Below are 21,816 nucleotides of genomic sequence, written 5' to 3'. Positions count from 1 at the left end.
CATGTCCTCCACCCTCATCACCAATGCCCGCATGGTCAACGAAGGCCGCACCTTCGACGGCGACCTGCGCATCGAGAACGGCCGCATCGCGCAGATCGGCAACGGGCTGGCGCCGCGCGACGGCGAGCAGGTGGTGGACGCGGCCGGGCGCTGGCTGCTCCCGGGCATGATCGATGACCAGGTGCACTTCCGCGAACCGGGCCTGACCCACAAGGGCGACATCGCCAGCGAATCGGCGGCGGCCGTGGCCGGTGGCCTGACCAGCTTCATGGACATGCCCAACACCAACCCGCCGACGCTGGATTCGACCATCCTGGAAGCCAAGTACGAGCTCGCGCGCGGCCGCGCCTGGGCCAACTACGGCTTCTACCACGGCGCCAGCAATGACAACCTGGACGCCATCCGTGCGCTGGACCCGAAGAAGGCGCCGGGCGTGAAGGTGTTCATGGGTGCTTCGACCGGCAACATGCTGGTCGACAACCCCGAAACGCTGGACGCGATCTTCCGCGAATGCCCGACCCCGATCATCACGCACTGCGAAGACACGCCGATGATCGATGCCAACCTGAAGGCCTTCCAGGAAAAGTACGGCGATGCGCTGACCCCGGACATGCACCCGGACATCCGCTCGCGCGAAGCCTGCATCAAGTCGACCCGCCTGGCGATGTCGCTGGCGCGCAAACACGGCACCCGCCTGCACGTGCTGCACATCTCCACCGCCGATGAACTGGCGCTGTTCGAGAAGGGCCCGCTGATCCGCGCCGATGGCAGCCGCAAGCAGATCACCGCTGAAACCTGCGTGCACTTCCTGCACTTCGCGCGCCCGGACTATGCGACCAAGGGCAACCTGATCAAGTGCAACCCGGCCATCAAGGAAGTGTCCGACCGCGAGGCGATCACCGCTGCGCTGGCCGACGACGTGCTGGACGTGCTGGCTACCGACCACGCGCCGCACACCTGGGAAGAGAAGCAGAAGCCCTACGCGCAGGCCCCCTCCGGCCTGCCACTGGTGCAGTACGCGCTGGTGGCCGCGCTGGAGCGCGTGCACGAAGGCAAGCTGACCCGCGAGCAGGTGGTGCAGAAGTTCGCCCACGCCCCGGCGCAGCTGTTCGACGTGGAAGAACGTGGTTTCCTGCGCGAAGGCTACTTCGCCGATCTGGTCCTGGTTGAAGACGTGCCGTTCACGGTCAAGCGCGAGGACGTGCTGTCCAAGTGCGGCTGGTCGCCGTTTGAGGGCACCACCTTCCGTTCGCGCGTCGCCTCCACCTGGGTCAACGGCCAGCTGGTGTGGGACGGCAGCAACCTGGTGGGCGAACCCGCCGGCCAGCGCATGACCTACGACCGCTGATGCGCTCGGCACTTCTGATCGGGTCGCTGCTGGCCGCGCCCCTGTTTTCCGCACCCGCGGCGCAGGCGCAGGATGGCATTGGCAGCCTGATCGACAGCCGCGTGGTGTTCCCGGCCAGTGCGTCGCAGGGCGCACTGGTGATCGGCAAGGTTTCCGCCGGCAGCCGCGTGCAGTACGCCGGTCGCCAGCTGCGGGTGAGCGGCTACGGCAGCGTGGTGTTCGGCATCGGCCGTGACGAGAAGGGCCCGCTGCGCGTGCAGGTGCAGCGCCCCGATGGTGGCAGCGAGACCGCGACCATTGCGGTGACGCCGCGCGACTGGCCCACAGAGCGGGTCAATGGCGTGCCGCCGAAGACGGTCAACCCGCCGCCGGCGATTGCCGAGCGGATCAAGCGCGAACAGGCGCAGGTGACCGCCGCACGCGCCCGCGATGACGACCGCACCGACTTCACCCAGACCTTCATCTGGCCGGTGCAGGGCCGCATCAGCGGCCGCTTCGGCAATGCCCGCGTGTACAACGGCCAGCCCGGTGCCGGTCATTCCGGCATGGACATCGCGGTGCCGACCGGCACGCCGGTGAAAGCACCGGCCGCCGGCATCGTCACCTTCGCCGGCCCGGACCTGTACCTGACCGGCGGCACGTTGCTGCTCGACCACGGCTTCGGGGTCAGCTCCAACTTCCTGCACCTCTCGCGCATCGACGTAAAGGTCGGCGACCGGGTTGAACAGGGCCAGGTGATCGCTGCGGTCGGCGCCACCGGCCGTGCCACCGGCCCGCACCTGCACTGGGGCATGAACTGGTTCGAGACCCGTATCGACCCGCTGCTGGTGCTGGAGCGCAAGTAACGGTAGTGCCGGCCGCTGGCCGGCAACCTCATCCTCTTCCGCGCCCTGCTGGATGCCGGCCAGCGGCCGGCACTACCAGGTACGTTGGATCAACCGCGCGCGGCCCACCACACGCGCAGCAGGGTGCGCACCGGGGTGGCCTCGATCGGCTTGCCTGCGGCCTGTGCCGCCACCCGCGCACGCGCCAGGCTGGACCACACACGGCGCGGGCGCGGGCCGGGCACGCGGGTGCCCCACCCCTTCAACAGATGCTGCGCCCAGCGCTGTGCGGCATTGCTGGCGTCCTCGTCCAGCAGGCTGCGCGGCACACCGGCCACGCCAGCGTCCTGCAGGCGCTGCGCCAGGGTCTGCAGCTGCACCGCACGACCGGCGCCGGTGCGCGGCTTGTCAGCGAACAAGGCCGCCTCCACCGCGGCTACGGCCTCGGCGTAGTTCGCCAGCGCGCGCTCGGCGCCGGCCGCATCCAGCGCGACCGTGCGCGCTTCAACCAGATCCGGAAGTGCTTCGGCCAACTGGGCCCACGGTGCACGCACCGGCTCCAGCAGCCTGCCCAGCGGATGGCGCGAGCGATGTCCCGCCCAGCTGCGCAGCTCCTCGCCCCACCACGCCAGCTTGGCGTCGGCCGGCAGCGGATCGCCGCTGGTGTTGAGCATGTCGTCGAACTCCTGCAGCAGCGCGAACCACGCCACTGCAAGCTCGCGTTGCGATTCGGCCACGAACGGGGCGGCCACCGACCATTCCGGCCAACGGCTGCGCCACTTGTCGAGGAAACTGTCCAGCGCGGTACTGCTCACTACACCATTCCTTACGGCTGGGCCGGGGCTGCCGGCCGGGTCGGCCAGAGACTGGCCAGTTGCAGAAGTTCAGCGTTCTCGACCAGCACGTCGGCCTGCCAGGCCAGCGGATCGTCGCTGTGCAGGCGGTAGCCCCACAGGGCTGCCACCGACGGCATGGCCGCGGCCCGCGCGGCGATGATGTCGCGCTCGTCGTCACCCACGTACACACAGTCTTCGGCGGCAACGCCAATGGCCTGCGCAGCGTGCAGCAGCGGCAGCGGGTGAGGTTTGCGCTCGGCCAGGCTGTCACCGCCGACCAGCACTGCGCAGCGCTGCTGCCAGCCGTGCTGCGGCAGGATCAGCCGCGCCAGGTACTCGGGCTTGTTGGTGACGATGCCCCACACGGTGCCGGCGTCATCCAGCGCGGCAAGCATGCCGGCCACGCCATCGAACAGCACCGCGTGCTGGCCGATCAGCGCTTCGTAGCGCTGCAGGAATTCCGGAATCAGTGCATCTCGCGCAGCGGCATCCAGGTCCGGGAAAGCGGCCCCGACCATCGCGCGCGAGCCCTTGGAGACCACCGGGCGCAGCACCGCCGGATCGATGGGCGCACGACCACGCTCGGCCAGCATCGCGTTGCAGGTGGCGACGAAGTCCGGCGCGCTGTCCAGCAGGGTGCCGTCCAGGTCGAACAGCACCGCACGCGGGAAGCGGGCGGCGGTCATGCCGGCTTGACCGCGTAGGCCAGGTAGTTGATGTCGGTGCGGCTGCTCAGGCGGGCATGGTTGCGCCACGGCTCGTAGGCCATGCCGCTGACATCCACCAGCTGCAGGTCGGCCTCGCGCAGCCAGCGCGCCAGCTCGGCCGGCTTGATGAATTCCTGGTAGTGGTGCGTGCCCTTGGGCAGCAGGCGCGCCACGTACTCGGCGCCGACGATCGCCACCGCGAACGCGGCGGCGGTGCGGTTGATGGTCGACAGGAACAGGTGGCCGCCCGGCTTCAGCAGGCGCTTGCAGGCCTCGATGATCGCGCCCGGGTCCGGCACGTGCTCCAGCATTTCCATGCAGGTGACCACGTCGAAGCTGCCCGGCTGCTCGGCGGCCAGATCCTCGGCCGCCTGCACCCGGTAATCGACCTGGGCGCCGCTTTCCAGCGCATGCAGGCGCGCGACCTTGACCAGCTCCGGGGCCAGGTCGATGGCGGTGACGTCAGCACCGGCCTGGGCCAGCGCTTCGCTCAACAGGCCGCCACCGCAGCCGATGTCGAGCACGCGGGCGCCGCGCAGCGGCACGCGGTCAGCCACGTACTGCAGGCGCACCGGATTCAGCGCATGCAGCGGCTTCTGCGGGCCGTCAGCGTCCCACCAGCGGTTGGCCAGCGCAGCGAACTTGTCCAGCTCGGCCTGATCGAAATTTGAGGAAGCGTGGGGGGCAGTCATGGGGGATGTCCTTGCGGCGCCAGGGTTCAGGCGCGGATATGGCGGATGCGCTCGCGCCACTGGCGCGCGTTGGCGATGATGCCCGGCAGGTCCATGCCGACCAGCTCGCGCTGCACCAGCTTCGGCTTGCCGGCGATCCAGACATCGCTGACCTGCTGGCGGCCGGTGGCGTACACCAGCTGCGACAGCACGTTGTGCAGCGGCTGTGTTTCCAGCGCGGACAGATCAACGCAGACCAGGTCGGCCTGCTTGCCGACTTCGATCGAGCCGATGCGGTCGCCGAAGCCCAGCGCGCGTGCGCCACCCAGCGTGGACGCGCGCAGCGTGGTTGCCGCGTCCAGTGCAGTGGCGTCGTCGGCCACGGCCTTGGCCAGGATCGCCGCGGTGCGGTTCTCGCTGAACATGTCCAGGTCGTTGTTGCTGGCGCAGCCATCGGTACCGATCGCCAGGTTCACGCCTGCGCGCTGCAGGGCGCAGGCCGGGCAGAAACCGGAGGCCAGCTTCAGGTTGGATTCCGGGCAATGCACCACGCTGACGCCACGTTCGGCGCACAGGTGGATTTCCGCATCGGTCAGCTGGGTCATGTGCACCGCGATCAGGCGGTCGTTGACCAGGCCGAGCCGATCCAGCCGCGCCAGCGGGCGCTGGCCGTGCAGCCTGATCGAATCGTTGATTTCCTGCGCGGTCTCGTGGGTGTGCAGGTGCACCTGCATGTCGAGCTGGTCGGACAGCATCCGTACCCGCTCGAAGTTGGCATCATTGACCGTGTAAGGCGCATGCGGCGCGAACGCGGTGCCGATCAGCGGATCGGTGCGCCACTGGTCGTGCAGTTCGCCGGCCTTGGCGAAGTACTCGTCGTCGGTCTTGGCCCAGGCGGTGGGGAAATCGATGATGACCGCGCCCACCAGCGCGCGGAAACCGTGTTTCTTGTAGACCGCGGCCTGCACGTCGCCGAAGAAGTAGTTCTCGTTGGCGCAGGTGGTGCCGCCGCGCAGCATCTCGGCGATGGCCAGGGTGGTACCGTCGGCAACGAATTCGGGGCCGATCACCGCCGCTTCCACCGGCCAGATGTGCTGCTGCAGCCAGGTCATCAGCGGCAGGTCGTCGGCAACGCCGCGCAGCAGGGTCATCGGGTTGTGCGTGTGCGCGTTGACCAGGCCCGGCATCAGCGCAGCCTCGGGTCGGCTCACCACCTGGGTGGCGCGGAAGCGTGCGCGCGCCTCGGCACGCGGCAGGATGGCCACGATCTCGCTGCCACGCACGGCAACGGCATGGTCTTCCAGCACCACCGCATGCGGCTCGATCGGAACGACGTAACCGGCTTCGATGAGCAGGTCGCAGGCTTCGGGGAGGTGCGGGCTATCGCTCATGCGGGCTCACTGGCTGTGGGGGCGGCGAGATACTTCTGGGGACACGCCCCTGAGTCAGGGGCTGCCGCGAAGCGGCGGGGTCTGGAGACCCGTGAAGCGGGGCCCATGATCTGCCGAAGCAGATCATGGGAGCGCCAGCGCGAATGTGCTGGCGCGTACCCGGCCAGCGGCCGGCACTACCGCAAGGTCGGCCTATGGCCGGAACCTTACTTGACGCGTGCGGAGTATTCGCCCGAACGGGTGTCGACGCGGATCACTTCGTCCTGGTTGACGAACAGCGGCACGCGGACCACGGCGCCGGTTTCCAGGGTGGCCGGCTTGCCGCCGCCGCCCGAGGTGTCGCCACGGACGCCCGGATCGGTTTCGGTGATCTTCAGTTCGACGAAGTTCGGCGGCTGCACGAAGATCGGCTCACCGTTCCACAGGGTGACCACGCAGGACTCTTCGCCCTTCAGCCACTTTTCGGCGCCGCCCATGCCGGCCTTGGTGGCCTGGACCTGCTCGAAGGATTCCGGGTCCATGAAGTGCCAGTACTCACCGTCGCTGTACATGAAGTTCATGTCGGTATCGACGACGTCGGCTGCATCCAGCGAGTCGGTCGACTTCATGGTCACTTCCTGGGTACGGCCGTCCTTGATCAGGCGGTACTTCACGCGGGTGAAGGCCTGGCCCTTGCCCGGCTTGACGTATTCGGTGTCGATGATGACGGCCGGTTGGTTGTTGACCAGGATCTTCATCCCGTTCTTGACGTCGTTCATGCCGTAGCTGGCCATGCGTAAACTCCTGAGTGGCAAAAACGCCGCGGGTGCGGCGAGCCGTTAGAATGGAAAGCCCACCGGGTGCCGGTGGGCGACTGTTTTTCTGCCCCCATGATAACCGCAGGCCCCCTCTCCATGCAGCTTTCCGCCTTCCCCCGGCCCCAGTCGCCAGGCGCGCCCGCGCGCTGGCAGCAGCTCTGGCGCCAGGCGCTGCGCGACCCGCACGCCCTGCTGGCCCGGCTGCAGCTGGACCCGGCCGCGCTGGGTGTCTCGGAGGCGGCCATTGCCCAGTTCGCGCTGCGCGTGCCGGAGGGCTTCGTGGCGCGCATGCGCGTGGGCGACGCGGCCGACCCGCTGCTGCGCCAGGTGCTGCCCGTCGACGAGGAAATGCGCCCGGCACCCGGGTTCAGTTTCGATGCGGTGGGTGATGGTGCCGCCAGGAAGGCCACCGGCGTCATCCAGAAGTACCGTGGACGCGCCCTGCTGGTCGCCACCGGCAGTTGCGCGATCAACTGCCGCTACTGCTTCCGCCGCCACTTCGACTATGCCGCGGAAAACGCCGCCAAGGGCGGCTGGCAGGAGGCCGTAGCGGCCATCGCGGCCGACCCGGACATCGACGAGGTCATCCTGTCCGGCGGCGACCCGCTGTCACTGGCCACGCACAAGCTGGCCGAGCTGACCGATGCGCTGCGCGCGATCCCGCACATCCGCCGCCTGCGCATCCACACCCGGCTGCCGATCGTGCTGCCGGAGCGCGTGGACGAGGAGCTGCTGGCCTGGCTGGGCAGCCTGCCGTGGCCGCTGGCGATCGTGGTCCACGCCAACCATGCCAATGAGTTCGACGCCAGCGTGGACGCTGCGATGAGCCGCCTGCGCGGCGTCGGCGCCCAGCTGCTGAACCAGGCCGTCCTGCTGCGCGGGGTCAACGACAGCGTGCGGGCCCTGCAGGACCTGAGCGAGCGCAGCTTCGCCGCCGGCGTGCTGCCCTATTACCTGCACCAGCTGGACCGGGTCGAGGGCGTGGCCCACTTCGAAGTGGACGACAGCCAGGCCAAGGCGCTGATTGCCGGCCTGACCGCACGCCTGTCCGGCTACCTGATCCCCAAGCTGGTGCGCGAACTGCCCGGCGACCCGAGCAAGCGCCCGCTGTAATTCCGCAGGGGGTCAGATCCCTTTTTCCTGCGGAAAAGGGATCTGACCCCGACACAACAACCGTCGGTCAGAGACCCGATTCGATCATCCGCACCACTTCGGTGGCGGTCACCGGGTGGCTCAGCCAGTAGCCCTGGCCAAGATCGCAGCCGCGTTGCACCAGCAGTTCGAACTGCGCCTGCTGCTCGATGCCTTCGGCCACCACCGTGATGCCCAGCGCGTGGGCCATGGCGATGATGGCCGTGGTCAGTGCCAGATCGTCGGGATCGCGCTGCATGTCGGCCACGAAACTCTTGTCGATCTTCACGCCGTCCACCGGCACCTGGCGCAGGTGGCTGAGACCGGAGAAGCCCGTTCCGAAATCATCCAGCCAGACCTTCACGCCAGTGCGGTGCAGCTTGTCCAGCAGCTGCGCGGCAACCATCTCGTCGCCGATCACTGCGGTTTCGGTCAGCTCCAGGTGCAGGCGCGAGGCCGGTAGCCCGGACTCATGCAGGCACTGTGCAACCAGCGCCGGCAGCTCGCCGCCGCGCAGCTGCCGCGGTGATACGTTCACCGACACGAACAGATCGTCGCCGCCCGCACCCCGTGGCCACTGCGAGGCTTCCATGCAGGCCGCACGCAGCACCTTCGGGCCGATGATCTCGATCAGCCCGCTCTGCTCGGCCACTTCGATGAACACCGACGGCGGAATCGTACCCAGGGTCGGATGCTGCCAGCGCAGCAGCACTTCGACGCCGACCATGCGGCGGTCGCGCATGCGGAAGATCGGCTGGTAGGCCAGGCGCAGCTCGCCGCGCTCCCAGGCCCCGCGCAGTTCCTGCTCCATGTGCACGCGGCGCTCGACCGCATGGTCCATCGCCCGGCTGTAATGGCGGTAGCAGTTCTTGCCGGCCATCTTCGCCTGGTACATGGCGATGTCGCCGTTCTTCAGCAGCGTCGTCGCATCGGCGGCATCGTCCGGGAACAGGGTCACGCCGATCGAGGTCCCCAGGAACAGCTCCCTGCCCTGTACCACCAGCGGCTTGCCCAGTTCGCGCACCAGCACCTCGGCCAGCAGCCGGGCGTTCGCGGCCACGTCGCCATCGCCGACCAGGATCACGAACTCGTCGCCGCCGAAGCGGGCCAGCAGCGCCTCATCGCCTCCCGCTTCGGCGACCGCGCGCCCGATGCGCTGTGCGAACTGCAACAGCGCTTCGTCACCGGCCTCGTGGCCGAGGGTATCGTTGACGCGCTTGAAGTCGTCGATATCGGCGAACAGCAGGCCCAGCCGATGATTGGATGCGCGCGCCGCCATCAGGCGATGGTCCAGTGCTTCCCGGAACGCCAGCCGGTTGGTCAACCCGGTCAGCGCATCGGTATAGGCCATGCGCCGCACCTCGCGGTCATGGCGGGCGATGGAATCGCGCATCCGGGCAAAGCCGCGCACCAGCTCGCCGACCTCGTCATTGCGGGTGTTCTCGGCCAGCGGCGCCTGATAGTCGCCAGCCTCGATGCGGCGTGCCGCAGCGGCCAGGTCCCGGATCGGCGCCACCAGGGTGCGCTGCACGTAAAGGATCACCGCCACGCCGATCACCACCAGCAGGCCCAGCATCAGCAGCAGCCAGCCCAGGTGGCGGCTGCCGACCTGCTGCAGGCGCTCGCCGAGCGTGGCATTGGCTGCCTGTTCGCGCTGCTGCACCTCGTCCAGCGCCATGCCGACGCGGACGCCGCCGATGCGCTGGTTGCCGACCATGATCGGCATGGTGTTGTCGAGCACCTTGGGCGATTCCTGCACCACCAGCGCCTGCGCCACCGCGGCCTTGGGAGCGAGCGGGTCGGCCATCGGCTGGCCGAAGCCGGACACCTCGATCGAGCCGTCATGCACCAGCCGGCCACGGTCGTCGAACACCAGCACATAGCGCACGACCGGCTGCCGTGCGGTGCTGCGCACCAGCGCACCGACCTGGTCCAGGTCGCGGTAGTACAACGGGTTGGCCAGCGCGTCGGACAGCTCGCGCGCCATCGCTTCGCCGCGGCTGCGCACGCTGCGGTCGAACAGTTCATGGATGACGCCACCACTGAGGTTGCGCACCTCGCCCTGCATCGCCGCCTGCCGCCCCAGCAACACTGCCAGGATCGCCACCACCACGACCATCGCCCCGCCCATCGCGAGCAGGAACCGGGCCTGCATTCCCGAGCCGAGCCACTTCATTCCACTTCCATCCGCACGCGCGTCAATCCTTGTTTCAATTCATCCAGCCGCTGCTGCGCATGCGCATCGACGCGGTGGAAACCGGAAGTACCGAAAAACCGATGCAACGCCCCCTGCGCCTGCGGGTCACTGGCCGCCTGCAGCAGGACGTCCTGCAGCCGGTCACGCACCCGCGGGTCGAGGTCGGCGCGCACCATCTCCACCGCCCGCGGGTAGGGCCTGGTGCGCAGCAGCTCGCGGAAGTCGCGCCGGAATGCCGCCGGCATCCGTCGCTCGTCGTTCCAGTCCACGCTGCTCACCGCCCCCACGTCAACCACGCCCTTGTGCACGAACGTAGCGATGTTCAACTCGCTGCGCGCGAACACATACCCCACACTGTCCCGGCCCGGCATGTCCCACACGCCGGCCAGGATCTGCGGCGCCAGCCCCTCCTGCAGCAGCGTCATCACCGGCACCAGGTAGGCACTGGTGGACGCCGTGTTCTGCAACGCCAGGCGATGCCCACGCATATCCTGGATGCGCTGGACCGGACTGTCGCGGCGCACGAAGAACACGGTCTGGTACTCACGCACGCCATTGCGCTCGGTCAGCAACAACGGCAGCGCGCCACTGCGCTGGCCGAGTGCCACCGCCGTACCCGACGTTTCCGTGACCCAGTCGACCCGCCCCCGCCGCAGATAGCTGGCCATCTGCTGCGGGTCGCGCGCCATCAGGATCCGCCCCTCCTTGATGCCGACGTCATGCATGCGTGCCACCACATAGTCCAGCAACGGCTGCAGCTGCTCGTAATGGGCCTTGGGATCATCGCTGATCCGGCCCAGCACCAGCACCGGGTCCGGTGCTGCATGCACCGTCCCGGCCAGCAGGATCATGACCAGGCTCAGCAGTCCCCTCTGCACTGCCCTTCGCAGACCCGACACAGGCTTCATCCCCCCTGGGTATCCGGACAGACTACCCGAAAAAATGAGAACGTCGTCAGCTGTCCTTGTTGCCCGCTTGTGCCAGTCGCGCCATGCGCTGGGTGTCGGCCAGGATGCCGCGCAACAGGCGCACTTCCTGCTCGCTCGGCTCGCTGCGCAGGAACAGGCGGCGCAGCTTGCGCATCGCTGATTCCGGTGCGCGGCCCTTGTGGAAATCGATCTCGTCCAAGGTGTCGCCGAGCTGGGCGAAGAAGCTCTCCATCTGCTCATGGCTGGCGGCCTGTTCGCGGAAACCCGTCTCGGCGTCGGCGGCCGGCTGCGCGCCCAGCAGCTGCATGCGCGTTTCATAGGCCAGCACCTGCACCGCGGCTGCTAGGTTGAGCGAGCTGAACGCCGGGTCGGATGGAATATGCACCGCCGCATGGCAGAGCTGCAGTTCCTCGTTGGTCAGCCCGGTGCGCTCGCGACCGAACACCAGCGCCACCTCGGCGCCCTCGCCCGCCTTGGCCACCGCACGGGCGGCGGCATCGGCCGGCAGGTACTCCTCCAGCTGGACGCGGCGGGCACGGGCGGTGCAGCCCAGCACCAGTCGGCAATCGGCCACGGCCTCGGCCAGGGTGGCCACCACCGGGGCGTCCCCCAGCACGTCTTCGGCACCGGCCGAGCGGCGGAAAGCCTCCTCGTCCAGCGGTTTTTCGGGGGCGACCAGCACTAGGCGGGCTAGGCCCATGGTCTTCAGGGCACGGGCGGCAGCGCCCATGTTGCCGGGGTGCTGGGTACCGACCAGGACGAATCGGAGGCGGGTGGCGGCGGGAAACTGGGACATGAACAGGGAAAAGGTCGAGCTGGACGATGACCAATGGTAAACTGTGCGGCCGGCCACTGCGCCGGACCCGCTCTTTTCCCCCGCCAGTCCATCTCTTCTGCCTTTCCGGGAGCCCACGCCATGCAGAAACCCGCCGTCACCGTCATGGTCAAGGCCGCCCGCCTCGCCGGCAACGTCCTGTTGCGCAACATCAACAAGTTCGAGGCACTGAACGTGGTGCAGAAGGGCCGGATGGACTACGCCAGCGAAGTGGATGCGGACGCGGAAAAGGTCATCGTCAAGGAACTCAAGCGCGCTTACCCGGACTACGGCATCTTCGGCGAAGAAGGTGGCGTGCAGGGCGAGCGCCGCCAGATGTGGGTCATCGACCCGCTGGACGGCACCAGCAATTACCTGCGCGGCGTGCCGCACTACTGCGTGTCGATCGCTCTGGTCGAGAATGGCGAACCGACCGATGCGGTCATCTTCGACCCGCTGCGCAATGAACTGTTCACCGCAAGCCGTGGCGCTGGCGCCGTGCTGAACGACCGCCGCATCCGCGTGGCCGATCGCAAGGACCTGGAAGGCACGATGATCCACACCGGCTTCGCGCCGCGCGAGCGCAGCCGTGCCAGCGCCCAGCTGAAGGCGGTTGACGCCCTGCTGGTGCACGGCGAGGACATCCGCCGCACCGGCTCGGCCGCACTGGACCTGGCCTACGTGGCCTGCGGCCGCGCCGACGCCTACTTCGAAGCCGGCGTGAAGGCGTGGGACATCGCCGCCGGCCTGCTGCTGGTCCGCGAGGCGGGTGGCAAGGTCTGCGACTTCAAGGGCGCGACCCTGGGCCGCATGGACAACCGTGGCCCGGAGACCCACCAGATCGTGGCCGGCAACCTGAAGGTGGCCGAGTCGCTGCAGAAGGTGCTGGTCAACACCGGTTATGCGGCGGAGTTCGACGCGAAGTTCTGAGGTTTCGCGTAATGCGGTTCATGGAGACGGCACCTGCGAGGGTGCCGTTTTCGTTTGTGCGCACGGAGAGTCGTTTCCGCGACCGCGGGGAGGTGTCACTTTCTTTGCTCGTGCAAAGAAAGTGACACCTCCCCGCAGGCGCGGAAACGATCCGCCGGGCACGATCCGGCATCAGCAATGCATCGCGCAAACAAAAACGCCCGGCGCGAAGCCAGGCGTTCCTGCACTACCGTGGAGCGGTGGCTTACGCCGCCGTCGACGCCCGCAGCGCGGCGATGCGCTCTTCCAGCGGCGGGTGGCTCATGAACAGCTTCTTGGCCGTCGAACCGGAAATGCCGAAGGCGGCAATCTGGGTCGGCAGCGTGCTCTGGCCGTGGTTGAGCTGCAGGCGCTCCAGCGCGGCGATCATCTTCTGGCGGCCCGCCAGCGAGGCACCACCCGCATCGGCACGGAACTCGCGGTGGCGCGAGAACCACATCGAGATCATCGTGGCGAACAGGCCGAACACCATCTCCAGCACGAACACGATGATGTAGTAGGCGAAGCCGCGGCCGCCGCCTTCGCGGTTGCCCGACAGCGCGCTGTCGATGATGCCGCCGACCACGCGGGCCAGCACGATCACGAAGGTGTTCAACACGCCCTGCAGCAGTGCCATGGTGATCATGTCACCGTTGGCGACGTGGGCGATCTCGTGGCCCAGCACCGCTTCGGCCTCGTCTTCACTCATGTTGTGCAGCAGGCCGGTGGACACCGCCACCAGCGCGTTGTTGCGGTTGGCACCGGTGGCGAAGGCATTGATCTCCGGGCCGTCATAGACCGCCACCTCGGGCATGCCGATGCCGGCCGCCTTGGCCTGCCGCTCGACGGTGGCCAGCAGCCAGCGCTCAGTCTGGTTGCGCGGCTCGGTGATCACCACCGCACCGGTGGAGCGCTTGGCCATCCACTTGGACAGCAGCAGCGAGATGAAGGAGCCACCGAAGCCGAAGATCGCGGCCATGACCAGCAGGCCACTCATCTGGCTCGGATTGACCCCCAGCAACGACATCACGATGCTGGCGAGGATCAGGACCGCGAAGTTGGTCGCCAGGAACAGGGCAATGCGGGTAAACATGGGAAAATCCGGCTCGGAAGGGGTCGATACCAGTCAATTTGCGGTGTGGTCAGCTTGAATTCAAGCGCCAACCTGACCGACGATTCAGCCAGCATGACCTCCCCCATTTCCTGCGGCCGCTTCGCGCCCTCGCCGACCGGCCTGCTCCACCCCGGATCCCTGCTTGCCGCCTTCGGCAGCTGGCTGCTCGCCCGCCATCACGGCGGCCTGTGGCGGCTGCGCATTGAAGACGTCGATCCGCCGCGCACGGTGCCTGGCGCCGCGGAGGCACAACTGCAGGCGCTGGCCGCCTTCGGCCTCACCCATGACGGCCCGGTCCTGTGGCAGAGCGCGCGCGGGGAGGCCTACCAGGCCGCGCTCGACGTGCTGCTGGCCAGCGATCTGGCCTTTGTCTGCCACTGCAGCCGCAGCGAACTGGCCGCCAGCGGCGGCATCCACCACCGCTGCGTTGCGCGACAGCCACGACCGGACCCTGCCGTCCGCTTCCGCGTGCCACGCGGCAGCATCGTGCACTTCAATGATGGCCTGCGCGGGCCGCAGCACCAGGACGTGCATGCCGAGGTTGGCGACTTCGTGCTGCGCCGTGCAGATGGCTGCTGGGCCTACCAGTTGGCCGTGGTGGTCGATGACGCCGAACAGGGCGTGACCGAAGTGGTGCGCGGCGCCGACCTGCTCGATTCCACCGCGCGGCAGATCCTGCTGCAGCAGGCGCTGGGCCTGGCCGTGCCACGCTACTGGCACCTGCCGCTGCTGCTCGATGCACCGGGGCACAAACTGTCCAAGTCGCTGGCGTCGCTGCCGGTGGACAGCACGCGGCCGGTGCCGGTATTGCGCGCGCTCTGGCAGCTGCTGGGCCAGGCGCCTGCCGCACTGGACGGCGCCGATGAGCGGGATGCGCTGCTGGAGGCTGCGCAACGGGCGTTCGACCCGGCGCGGCTGCCGCGGACCGACATCCTGTTGCCGGCCGGCGCACTTTCCGCGCCGATGTTGCAGAATCCCCCTTCCCCCACCTGATACCCGGACAGTACTCCATGACATCTCGCGTCGCACTGGTCACCGGCGGAACCGGCGGCATCGGTACCGCCATCTGCCAACGCCTGGCCGACCAGGGCCACCGGGTCGCCACCAACTACCGCGACGAGGCCAAGGCCCGCGCCTGGCAGCAGGCGATGACCGAGCGCGGCTACCACGTGGCGATCTTCCCGGGCGATGTCTCCGATCCGGACAGCGCCGAAGCACTCGTGCGCGCCGTCGAGGCCGAGCTGGGCCCGGTCGAGATCCTGGTCAACAACGCCGGCATCACCCGTGACACCACCTTCCACCGCATGCGCGCGGACCAGTGGCACGATGTGATCAACACCAATCTCAACTCGGTGTTCAACGTCACCCGGCCGGTCATCGAGGGCATGCGCCGCCGCGGCTGGGGCCGGGTCATCCAGATCAGCTCGATCAACGGCCTGAAGGGCCAGTACGGCCAGGCCAACTACGCTGCGGCCAAGGCCGGCATGCACGGCTTCACCATCTCGCTGGCCCGCGAGAACGCCGGCTTCGGCATCACTGTCAACACCATTTCGCCCGGCTACGTCGCCACCGACATGGTGATGGCGGTTCCGGAGGACGTGCGCGCCAAGATCATCGCCGACATCCCGACCGGACGCCTCGGCAAGCCGGAAGAAATCGCCTATGGCGTGTCCTTCCTGGTGGCCGAGGAAGCCTCGTGGATCACCGGCAGCAACCTGGACATCAACGGCGGCCACCACATGGGCTGGTGAGCCGCGCAGGGGGGCGCCGCGGCATGCACCGGCGGCCCCTGCCGATGGTCATGCTGCGCAGCACGCAAACCCTTGTTGCGCAACATGATCGCCCCTGAAAGCCAAGCCTGGCGGGGGCTGGAGCGGTTGCAACCGCTGCTGCACTGCGCCATGCTGCGCGTCTACTGTGACGAGTACCGCTTCATGGCTGCGACCCGCATCATCAAGAAGTATCCGAACCGCCGTCTCTACGACACCGAGATCTCCAGCTACATCACCATCGAGGACGTGCGCCAGCTGATCCTGGACGGTGAAGACTTCGAAGTCCGCGACGCCAAGAGCGGCGACGACCTCACTCGATCGGTCCTGCTGCAGATCATCGCCGACCAGGAACAGGACGGCGAACCGATGCTGTCCACCCAGCTGCTGAGCCAGCTGATCCGCTTCTACGGCGATTCCCTGCAGGGCTTCATGGGCAACTATCTGGAGCGCAGCATGCAGGTCTTCCTCGACCAGCAGCAACAGTTCCGCCAGCAGATGGGCAACCTGCTGGGCCAGACCCCGTGGGCGATGATGAACCAGCTGACCGAGCGCAACCTGGAGTTGTGGCAGGAATTCCAGCGCAGCATGGGCAGCGGTTTCGGTGGCCCGCGCCCCGGCGGTACCGGAACGGGAACCGGCACCGGCAACAAGCCCGGCGAACCGGGCACCGGCACCGGCGGCAAGACCCGCCGCTGAACGGCAGCTACGGCTGATACGAAAACGGCGCGCCCCTGGCGCGCCGTTCTGTTTGGCATCGCGCCAACGATGCGTCAGCGTTTCGCCTTGCACCCCGTGCACACGCGCTCGACCTTGTAGCCCTTGGCCTTCAGCTTCTCGACCACGCCATCACTGCCCAGCAGGTGCAGCGTGCCGACCACCACCAGCGTACCGCCCTGCCCGGCCTGCAGGTACGGCTGCAGCTTCGGCACCCAGGCATCGTTGCGCCCGGTGTTGATGCGCTGGTACAGCTGCGGATACTGCTGGCGCATCTCCGCCGCCATCTTGGTCCACAGCAGGCGCTCGTCGCCGCGACGCCATGCATCATGCAGCAGCCGCGCCTGCTCATCGGCCTTGCCGGCCTGGTCCAGCGCTTCGGCCAGCATCTGCCGCTGCTCCTGCACCGTCATCCCGTCAAGCATGCCGATCTGGGTATCGATGTCCTCCAGGCCCGCCGTCTTGCGGCCGGTCTTCTGCGCACGCTCCATGAAGTGGCGGTCCAGGCCTAGCGCCGGGTCCAGGCCCAGTTTCTGCATCTGCCCGACCGAAATGCTCAGGCCGACAAACCAGGCCTTCATGCCCTGCATCTGCGCCAGCGGCAGCTGGTTCTGGGCAGCAAAGGCCTGCAGCTTCTGCCAGGTCGGCGCATCCAGATCACGCTTCAGCTCGCTGCCATCGGTGCGGGTCGCGGCCTGCACCATGCGGCTGGCCAGCTGCGGCGACTGCATGTCTTCCGGCGACAGCTCGAACACCACCCGCTGCGAGGCCTCGAACGCCTGCTCGACATCGGGCGACAGCGGGTAGTCCTGCGGCTTCAGCAGGTGGAACGACCCCAGCAGGTAGACGCGTGCATCGCCCGGGCCGGTGACTTTCCACAACAGCGGTACGGGCGGCTTGGCCGCCGCGGCGGTCGCGGCCGCAGCCGTGGTGCCCGGCGCATCGCGGGCAGTGGCCAGGGGTGCCATCGCGCACGCCGCCATCAGCAGCGCGGCACGGAACAGGTGTTTGATCGGCATGGTCAGCCTTCTCCTTCAGGCAGGTGGTACGCCTTCTCGCCCGCTTCCACGCGCAGATCCAGCCGGTTTTCCGGTGGCGCCAGCGGACAGGTGGCGTAGGCGGTGAACGCGCACGGCGGGTTGTAGGCATGGTTGAAATCGATGCGCACGGTGCCGTCTGCGGCGGGCGCATCGGTATCCAGGTAGCGCCCGGCCGGATAGCTGCCGCGGCCGCTGGTGCGGTCGGCGAAGATCAGGAACAGCGGCTGCCCGGGCGCACCGATCGCTTCCAGCCGCCAGCTGCGACCATCGCGTTCGAACTCGACCGCGCCGGCATTGGGCATCTCGGTGGTCAGGCCGGTGATGTCGACGATCGGCAGGGTCTTGCCCGGCGGGTGCGCGATGAAGCGCGCCTGCACCTGCCAGTCCACGCCGCCCGGCCAGTACTGCAGGCCGGCAAAGTCACGCCGCGCAGGCGCATCGGCATGCTTGACCCGCAGCGCGTCCCGCGGCCCCCGGCGGATGATGCTGAGCTGGCCCTTGCCGCCATCGAAGGCCAGCAGCGTCGGTTGCGCGTCCTTGTCGGTGTCAACGCGGATGCGGCCGCGCACCGGCAGGCCATCATGACTGACATCGACACCGGCTTCAGGCGTGAACCACCACTGCGTCCCTTCGCGACGCAGCAGGCCCAGCTTGTCCGGGCCAACCGTCAGGCGGATGCCGTTGGTAGCGCCGCTGCCAACGAAATGCGATTTGTTCTGCAGCCAGTGCAGGCCCACCAGCGCCGTCCAGCCATCGGGCCGGGTCAGGTCCTGGTAGCGCGCTACACGCCATTGTTGCTGCGCGGCCGCGTAGGCCGGATCTTCAGCGGCCGTCGGCACCGGCGGTGTTGCCGGGCTGCAGGCGGCCAACACCACGGCGGCCAGCAGGCCCGCCATTCCCCGATAACGCATCGATGCTCCCCTCAACGTCCGCGCAGGAACCAGCGGTCGATCTCCGCCAGCGAAAAACGGGCCCAGGTCGGTCGGCCGTGGTTGCACTGGCCGGACCGTTCGGTGATTTCCATGTCGCGCAGCAGCGCGTTCATTTCCGGCAGGGTCAAGCGCCGGTTGGCACGCACCGCGCCGTGGCAGGCCATGGTCGACAGCAGTTCGTCGCGTGCACTGGCCACGCGGCGGCTCTGGCCATGCTCGCGCAGGTCGGTCAGCACGTCGCGCAGCAGCCCTTCCGGTTCGGCATGCGCCAACAATGCCGGAATACTGCGCACGTGCAGCGAACCGGGCCCGGCACGGGTCACCTCGAAGCCGAGCGCCGCCAGGGTTTCAGCTTCGCTCTCGGCGGTGTCGGCCTCGCGCTCGCCCACTGCCAGCGTGATCGGCACCAGCAACGGCTGCGACTGCAGGCCGATGCCATCGTGCGCGTTCTTCAGGCGCTCGTAGCCGATGCGTTCGTGGGCCGCATGCATGTCGACCACGATCAGGCCTTCGGCGTTCTCGGCCAGGATGTAGATGCCATGCAGCTGCGCGATCGCATAGCCCAGCGGCGGCACGCCTGCGTCGGCACTGGTGACCGGCAGTCCGTTCTCGGTCGGCATCGGCGGCAGCGCAGCACCGCGCTCGGCGCCGGCCGGTGCGGCATACAGCGCGGCATAGGCAGCCGGTGCATCGGCCACCTGCAGGCCCAGCGGCTGCTGCGGGCGCCATCCGGAGAATCCGCCACCACCACCTCCCGAGCCGGCACCCGGCGCGGGCCCACGCACCAGCCCGAATCCCGACGCGCCTGCGCTCGATGCCATCGGCATGGCCGTGGCATCCACCGGCTGCGCAGCACCGGCACCGATCTCCTGCGCCGACATGCCGGCGCGGGTATCGGCCAGCGCATCCTTCAGCGTGCGGTAGACGAAATCATGGACCAGCCGCGAATCACGGAAGCGCACTTCGTGCTTGGCAGGGTGCACGTTGACGTCGACGCGGGTCGGATCCAGTTCCAGGAACAGCACATAGGCCGGCTGGCGGCCGTGGTACAGCACATCGCCGTAGGCCATCTTCACTGCGTGGGCGACGCTGCGGTCACGCACCGAGCGACCGTTGACGTACAGGTACTGCTGGTCGGCGCTCGCGCGCGAATAATGCGGCTGCGCGATCCAGCCATGCAGGCGCAGTCCGGCACCGCTGTGGTCCACGCGCACGGCCTGGTTGGCGAAATCCTCGCCCAGCGTTTCGGCAAGGCGTGTATCGGAATACAGATCGCCCGGCTTGTAACGACGCGAGGCCTTGCCGTTGTGCGACACGCGCAGCTCGACATCCGGCCGTGCCAGCGCCAGCGAACGCAGCCACTCTTCGATATGGCCCAGTTCGGTGCGCTCGGCGCGCAGGAACTTGCGCCGCGCCGGCACGTTGTAGAACAGCTCGCGCACTTCCACCGTGGTGCCCGGCGCGTGCGCGCGCGGGGTCACCTCGCCGATCTTGCCGCCTTCGATCTGCAACGCCGAACCGTGCTCGTCATGCGCGCGGCGCGAGGCCAGGGTGAAGCGGCTGACCGAGGCGATCGAAGGCAGCGCTTCACCGCGGAACCCCAGCGTTGCCACCGATTCCAGATCGTCCAGGTCGGCGATCTTGCTGGTGGCGTGGCGCGATACCGCCAGCGGCAGCTGCTCCGGTGCGATGCCGCTGCCATTGTCACGGATGCGGATCAGGCGCACACCGCCCTCTTCCAGATCGATGTCGACGCGGCTGGCGCCGGCATCGATCGCGTTCTCGACCAGTTCCTTGACCACCGACGCGGGCCGTTCGACCACTTCGCCAGCGGCGATCTGGTTGATGAGGATCTCCGGCAACGGCCGGATCGGGCGCGGACCGGGCGCACTCATGGGAGGTGATGGGCAGCAGACTTCATGGGTCGATGATAGCGGAGCTGCCGAGGATAGAGTCGAGCCATGCTCGACTGCGGGCTACCGACAAGGCCCAGTCGAGCGCGGCTCGACTCTACGGAAAGCAGCAACCCGCCTTCGGCGGCTTACTTGCTGCCGCCGGCCATGGTACCGGCCGCGTCGATCTCGGCCTGGGCGCGGGCCGCATACAAGGTCCCCGGCGGCGGCTGGCGGCTGAAGAAGGTGTGCACGCCGTCCAGCACGGCGCCAGCGATCTTGCGCTGGTACGCCGGGTCCATCAGGCGGCGTTCTTCATCCGGATTGGAGATGAACGCGGTTTCCACCAGCATCGCCGGCATGTCCGAGGTGCGCAGCACCGCGAAGTTGGCGCGCTCGATGTTCGGCTTGTGGTTGTTGCCGATCCGCTTCAGGCCGCCCAGCACGTGGCCGGCCGCGTCTTCGGACGCCTTCATGTAGCCGCTCTGCGCCAGGTCCAGCAGCACGTTGGCCAGGGTGCCTTCGGTCTGCTGCAGGCGCACGCCGCCGACCAGGTCGGCCGCGTTTTCCTTGTCCGCCAGCCAGCGGGCGCGCTGCGACGAGGCGCCCTTGGTCGACAGCACGTAGACCGATGAGCCCGTGGCCGAGCGGTTTTCGGCCGCGTCGGCATGGATCGAGATGAAGATGTCCGCCTTGTTCGCACGCGCCTTCTGCGCACGCATCGGCAGCGGAATGAACACGTCGCTGTCGCGCGTCAGGTAGGCCTTCAGGCCCGGCGTGGCGTTAACCTGGCGGGCCAGCTCGCGCGCCACTGCCAGAGTGACATCCTTCTCGCGCTTGCCGGTCGGGCCGATCGCACCCGGGTCCTGGCCGCCGTGTCCGGGATCGATCGCCACCACCAGGTGGCGCATGCCGGCCTGCATGCGGATACGCGACGCATCGCTGGGCATGACAGGACGCGGCGGTTCCACCGGCGTCGGTGCCGGTGTAGGCACGGTGGCCGGCGGCGTGGTCACCACCGCTGCGGTGCGCTGGCCGGCGAGGATCGCGGCCGGCGAGGACGACGGCGTGCTGCTGGCGGTGACACCGGCCGCAGCAACCTGGGCCGGCGCGGTGGTCGGTGCCGGGGTCGGCGTGGCCGGTGCGGCGGCAGTGGCGCTGGCCTGCTGCTGTACCTGTGCGGTCAGCAGGGCCGTGGCACGCGCGGCATCGGTGCGCGACTGCGCGCTCTCGGCCGGAGTCGGTACTGGTGCAGCTCCCGCCGCGGGCGCCTGCGGCTGCCCGGCTGGCGTCGCCGCCGGGCGGCTGCTGGCCAAGGCCGGGCCATCGCCCGGCCATTCGATCACCAGCTTGGATTCATTGCCCTCGCGCTGCATCTGCGGGCGGAACGGCGCCACCGATTCGGCGAGGTCGAAAACGACGCGGAACGTGCCCGGGACCGGCTGTCCGGTACGCACCGCCGTGACCACGCCCTGCGCGGCCGGCATCTTCAGGTTGCGTATGGCGCTGGAGTCGGGGAAATCGACCACCAGGCGGTTCGGGCCGGCCAGCGACAGGGTCTTGTAGCCGCCACTGCCGACCAGCGAGATCTCGGCACGGGTGCCGGTAGCGCCGGTGTTCAGCAGGACCTGTCGGACTTCACCCGCCCACGTACTGACGCTCGCCAGACCCAGTCCGACGGCGGCACAGATGGCGATGAGACGGTTCCCCGGGCGCATGGCTCAGGATTCAATCACCGCGCTGAACGGAATGCAACACT

General features: G+C 68.4%; 20 protein-coding genes. 7 read left to right on the top strand and 13 right to left on the bottom strand.

What is annotated here, in order from left to right:
- Position 1 precedes the first annotated feature (1 nt).
- The gene (locus tag AC5P53_RS06465) at positions 2-1,348 is read left to right on the top strand and encodes a dihydroorotase (RefSeq protein ID WP_014647796.1); all 1,347 of its coding nucleotides are present in this window, start codon (positions 2-4) and stop codon (positions 1,346-1,348) included.
- Entirely contained in the window at positions 1,348-2,193 is an 846-nt protein-coding gene (locus tag AC5P53_RS06460) for a M23 family metallopeptidase (protein ID WP_495227189.1), read from the top strand. The genes AC5P53_RS06465 and AC5P53_RS06460 overlap by 1 nt, the downstream gene beginning before the upstream one ends.
- Before the next feature lie 89 nt (positions 2,194-2,282).
- On the opposite strand, the gene AC5P53_RS06455 is transcribed toward AC5P53_RS06460, so the two are convergent.
- The 5 genes from AC5P53_RS06455 to efp form a co-directional block, all read right to left on the bottom strand.
- Positions 2,283-2,987, bottom strand: coding sequence for a squalene/phytoene synthase family protein (locus tag AC5P53_RS06455; RefSeq protein WP_032956133.1), 705 nt, complete (start codon positions 2,985-2,987; stop codon positions 2,283-2,285).
- Between the two features lie 11 nt (positions 2,988-2,998).
- On the bottom strand, positions 2,999-3,694 hold the full coding sequence (locus tag AC5P53_RS06450) for a phosphoglycolate phosphatase (protein WP_014647799.1): 696 nt from the start codon (positions 3,692-3,694) through the stop codon (positions 2,999-3,001).
- Complete coding sequence (gene ubiG / locus AC5P53_RS06445) at positions 3,691-4,407, bottom strand: bifunctional 2-polyprenyl-6-hydroxyphenol methylase/3-demethylubiquinol 3-O-methyltransferase UbiG (RefSeq protein ID WP_014647800.1); 717 nt, start codon at positions 4,405-4,407, stop codon at positions 3,691-3,693. The genes AC5P53_RS06450 and ubiG overlap by 4 nt, the downstream gene beginning before the upstream one ends.
- Positions 4,408-4,433: 26 nt before the next feature.
- A complete protein-coding gene (locus AC5P53_RS06440; RefSeq protein WP_014647801.1) occupies positions 4,434-5,777 on the bottom strand; it encodes a TRZ/ATZ family hydrolase in 1,344 nt (447 codons plus the stop codon).
- Between the two features lie 206 nt (positions 5,778-5,983).
- A complete protein-coding gene (gene efp, locus AC5P53_RS06435; RefSeq protein WP_005410381.1) occupies positions 5,984-6,550 on the bottom strand; it encodes an elongation factor P in 567 nt (188 codons plus the stop codon).
- Between the two features lie 96 nt (positions 6,551-6,646).
- Here efp and epmB point away from each other — a divergent pair, with 96 nt between their 5' ends.
- Positions 6,647-7,687 carry an EF-P beta-lysylation protein EpmB gene (gene epmB / locus AC5P53_RS06430; protein WP_126411185.1) on the top strand — a complete coding sequence of 347 codons (1,041 nt, stop codon included), beginning with the start codon at positions 6,647-6,649 and terminating at the stop codon, positions 7,685-7,687.
- A gap of 67 nt (positions 7,688-7,754) precedes the next feature.
- Here the strand turns inward: epmB and AC5P53_RS06425 are convergent, their stop codons facing one another.
- The 3 genes from AC5P53_RS06425 to AC5P53_RS06415 form a co-directional block, all read right to left on the bottom strand.
- Entirely contained in the window at positions 7,755-9,881 is a 2,127-nt protein-coding gene (locus AC5P53_RS06425; RefSeq protein WP_014647803.1) for a putative bifunctional diguanylate cyclase/phosphodiesterase, read from the bottom strand.
- Positions 9,878-10,753: a phosphate/phosphite/phosphonate ABC transporter substrate-binding protein gene (locus AC5P53_RS06420; protein WP_495227187.1), complete on the bottom strand. Its 876-nt coding sequence runs from the start codon at positions 10,751-10,753 to the stop codon at positions 9,878-9,880. Before AC5P53_RS06420 ends, AC5P53_RS06425 begins: the two co-directional genes overlap by 4 nt.
- Positions 10,754-10,856: 103 nt before the next feature.
- Positions 10,857-11,627: an RNA methyltransferase gene (locus tag AC5P53_RS06415; protein ID WP_241887799.1), complete on the bottom strand. Its 771-nt coding sequence runs from the start codon at positions 11,625-11,627 to the stop codon at positions 10,857-10,859.
- A 120-nt stretch (positions 11,628-11,747) separates the two neighbouring features.
- Here AC5P53_RS06415 and AC5P53_RS06410 point away from each other — a divergent pair, with 120 nt between their 5' ends.
- Positions 11,748-12,575, top strand: a complete 828-nt coding sequence (locus tag AC5P53_RS06410; RefSeq protein WP_495227185.1) for an inositol monophosphatase family protein — start codon at positions 11,748-11,750, stop codon at positions 12,573-12,575.
- A gap of 244 nt (positions 12,576-12,819) precedes the next feature.
- Here AC5P53_RS06410 and htpX read toward each other — a convergent pair whose 3' ends face one another.
- Positions 12,820-13,686, bottom strand: coding sequence for a protease HtpX (htpX, locus tag AC5P53_RS06405; protein ID WP_014647806.1), 867 nt, complete (start codon positions 13,684-13,686; stop codon positions 12,820-12,822).
- Positions 13,687-13,779: 93 nt separating this feature from the next.
- Between htpX and gluQRS the strand changes: the two genes are divergently transcribed.
- The 3 genes from gluQRS to phaR all read left to right on the top strand — a co-directional run bounded on the left by gluQRS (position 13,780) and on the right by phaR (position 16,175).
- Positions 13,780-14,700 (top strand): tRNA glutamyl-Q(34) synthetase GluQRS, encoded by a 921-nt coding sequence (gene gluQRS, locus AC5P53_RS06400; protein WP_111205989.1) that lies wholly within the window; start codon positions 13,780-13,782, stop codon positions 14,698-14,700.
- 17 nt (positions 14,701-14,717) lie between these two features.
- Complete coding sequence (locus AC5P53_RS06395) at positions 14,718-15,458, top strand: beta-ketoacyl-ACP reductase (protein WP_014647808.1); 741 nt, start codon at positions 14,718-14,720, stop codon at positions 15,456-15,458.
- Between the two features lie 183 nt (positions 15,459-15,641).
- The gene (phaR, locus tag AC5P53_RS06390) at positions 15,642-16,175 is read left to right on the top strand and encodes a polyhydroxyalkanoate synthesis repressor PhaR (RefSeq protein ID WP_041864232.1); all 534 of its coding nucleotides are present in this window, start codon (positions 15,642-15,644) and stop codon (positions 16,173-16,175) included.
- A 74-nt stretch (positions 16,176-16,249) separates the two neighbouring features.
- Here the strand turns inward: phaR and AC5P53_RS06385 are convergent, their stop codons facing one another.
- The 4 genes from AC5P53_RS06385 to AC5P53_RS06370 form a co-directional block, all read right to left on the bottom strand.
- On the bottom strand, positions 16,250-17,212 hold the full coding sequence (locus tag AC5P53_RS06385; RefSeq protein WP_049405938.1) for a TraB/GumN family protein: 963 nt from the start codon (positions 17,210-17,212) through the stop codon (positions 16,250-16,252).
- A gap of 2 nt (positions 17,213-17,214) precedes the next feature.
- On the bottom strand, positions 17,215-18,144 hold the full coding sequence (locus AC5P53_RS06380; protein WP_014647811.1) for a DUF1684 domain-containing protein: 930 nt from the start codon (positions 18,142-18,144) through the stop codon (positions 17,215-17,217).
- 11 nt (positions 18,145-18,155) lie between these two features.
- Positions 18,156-20,060: a DNA mismatch repair endonuclease MutL gene (mutL, locus tag AC5P53_RS06375; protein WP_049442405.1), complete on the bottom strand. Its 1,905-nt coding sequence runs from the start codon at positions 20,058-20,060 to the stop codon at positions 18,156-18,158.
- Between the two features lie 146 nt (positions 20,061-20,206).
- A complete protein-coding gene (locus AC5P53_RS06370) occupies positions 20,207-21,775 on the bottom strand; it encodes an N-acetylmuramoyl-L-alanine amidase (RefSeq protein ID WP_495227184.1) in 1,569 nt (522 codons plus the stop codon).
- Between the last annotated feature and the right edge of the window lie 41 nt (positions 21,776-21,816).

This window comes from Stenotrophomonas sp. YJH_SMC_82 (genome assembly GCF_059368875.1).
This window is presented reverse-complemented; position numbering and strand designations above follow the sequence as displayed.

Coding starts and splice junctions, on each gene's coding strand:
- AC5P53_RS06465 (WP_014647796.1), top strand. CDS start 2: ATGTCCTCCACCCTCATCACCAATGCCCGCATGGTCAACGAAGGCCGC.
- AC5P53_RS06460 (WP_495227189.1), top strand. CDS start 1,348: ATGCGCTCGGCACTTCTGATCGGGTCGCTGCTGGCCGCGCCCCTGTTT.
- AC5P53_RS06450 (WP_014647799.1), bottom strand. CDS start 3,694: ATGACCGCCGCCCGCTTCCCGCGTGCGGTGCTGTTCGACCTGGACGGC.
- ubiG (WP_014647800.1), bottom strand. CDS start 4,407: ATGACTGCCCCCCACGCTTCCTCAAATTTCGATCAGGCCGAGCTGGAC.
- AC5P53_RS06440 (WP_014647801.1), bottom strand. CDS start 5,777: ATGAGCGATAGCCCGCACCTCCCCGAAGCCTGCGACCTGCTCATCGAA.
- efp (WP_005410381.1), bottom strand. CDS start 6,550: ATGGCCAGCTACGGCATGAACGACGTCAAGAACGGGATGAAGATCCTG.
- epmB (WP_126411185.1), top strand. CDS start 6,647: ATGATAACCGCAGGCCCCCTCTCCATGCAGCTTTCCGCCTTCCCCCGG.
- AC5P53_RS06425 (WP_014647803.1), bottom strand. CDS start 9,881: ATGAAGTGGCTCGGCTCGGGAATGCAGGCCCGGTTCCTGCTCGCGATG.
- AC5P53_RS06420 (WP_495227187.1), bottom strand. CDS start 10,753: ATGATCCTGCTGGCCGGGACGGTGCATGCAGCACCGGACCCGGTGCTG.
- AC5P53_RS06415 (WP_241887799.1), bottom strand. CDS start 11,627: ATGTCCCAGTTTCCCGCCGCCACCCGCCTCCGATTCGTCCTGGTCGGT.
- AC5P53_RS06410 (WP_495227185.1), top strand. CDS start 11,748: ATGCAGAAACCCGCCGTCACCGTCATGGTCAAGGCCGCCCGCCTCGCC.
- htpX (WP_014647806.1), bottom strand. CDS start 13,686: ATGTTTACCCGCATTGCCCTGTTCCTGGCGACCAACTTCGCGGTCCTG.
- gluQRS (WP_111205989.1), top strand. CDS start 13,780: ATGACCTCCCCCATTTCCTGCGGCCGCTTCGCGCCCTCGCCGACCGGC.
- AC5P53_RS06395 (WP_014647808.1), top strand. CDS start 14,718: ATGACATCTCGCGTCGCACTGGTCACCGGCGGAACCGGCGGCATCGGT.
- phaR (WP_041864232.1), top strand. CDS start 15,642: ATGGCTGCGACCCGCATCATCAAGAAGTATCCGAACCGCCGTCTCTAC.
- AC5P53_RS06385 (WP_049405938.1), bottom strand. CDS start 17,212: ATGCCGATCAAACACCTGTTCCGTGCCGCGCTGCTGATGGCGGCGTGC.
- AC5P53_RS06380 (WP_014647811.1), bottom strand. CDS start 18,144: ATGCGTTATCGGGGAATGGCGGGCCTGCTGGCCGCCGTGGTGTTGGCC.
- mutL (WP_049442405.1), bottom strand. CDS start 20,060: ATGAGTGCGCCCGGTCCGCGCCCGATCCGGCCGTTGCCGGAGATCCTC.
- AC5P53_RS06370 (WP_495227184.1), bottom strand. CDS start 21,775: ATGCGCCCGGGGAACCGTCTCATCGCCATCTGTGCCGCCGTCGGACTG.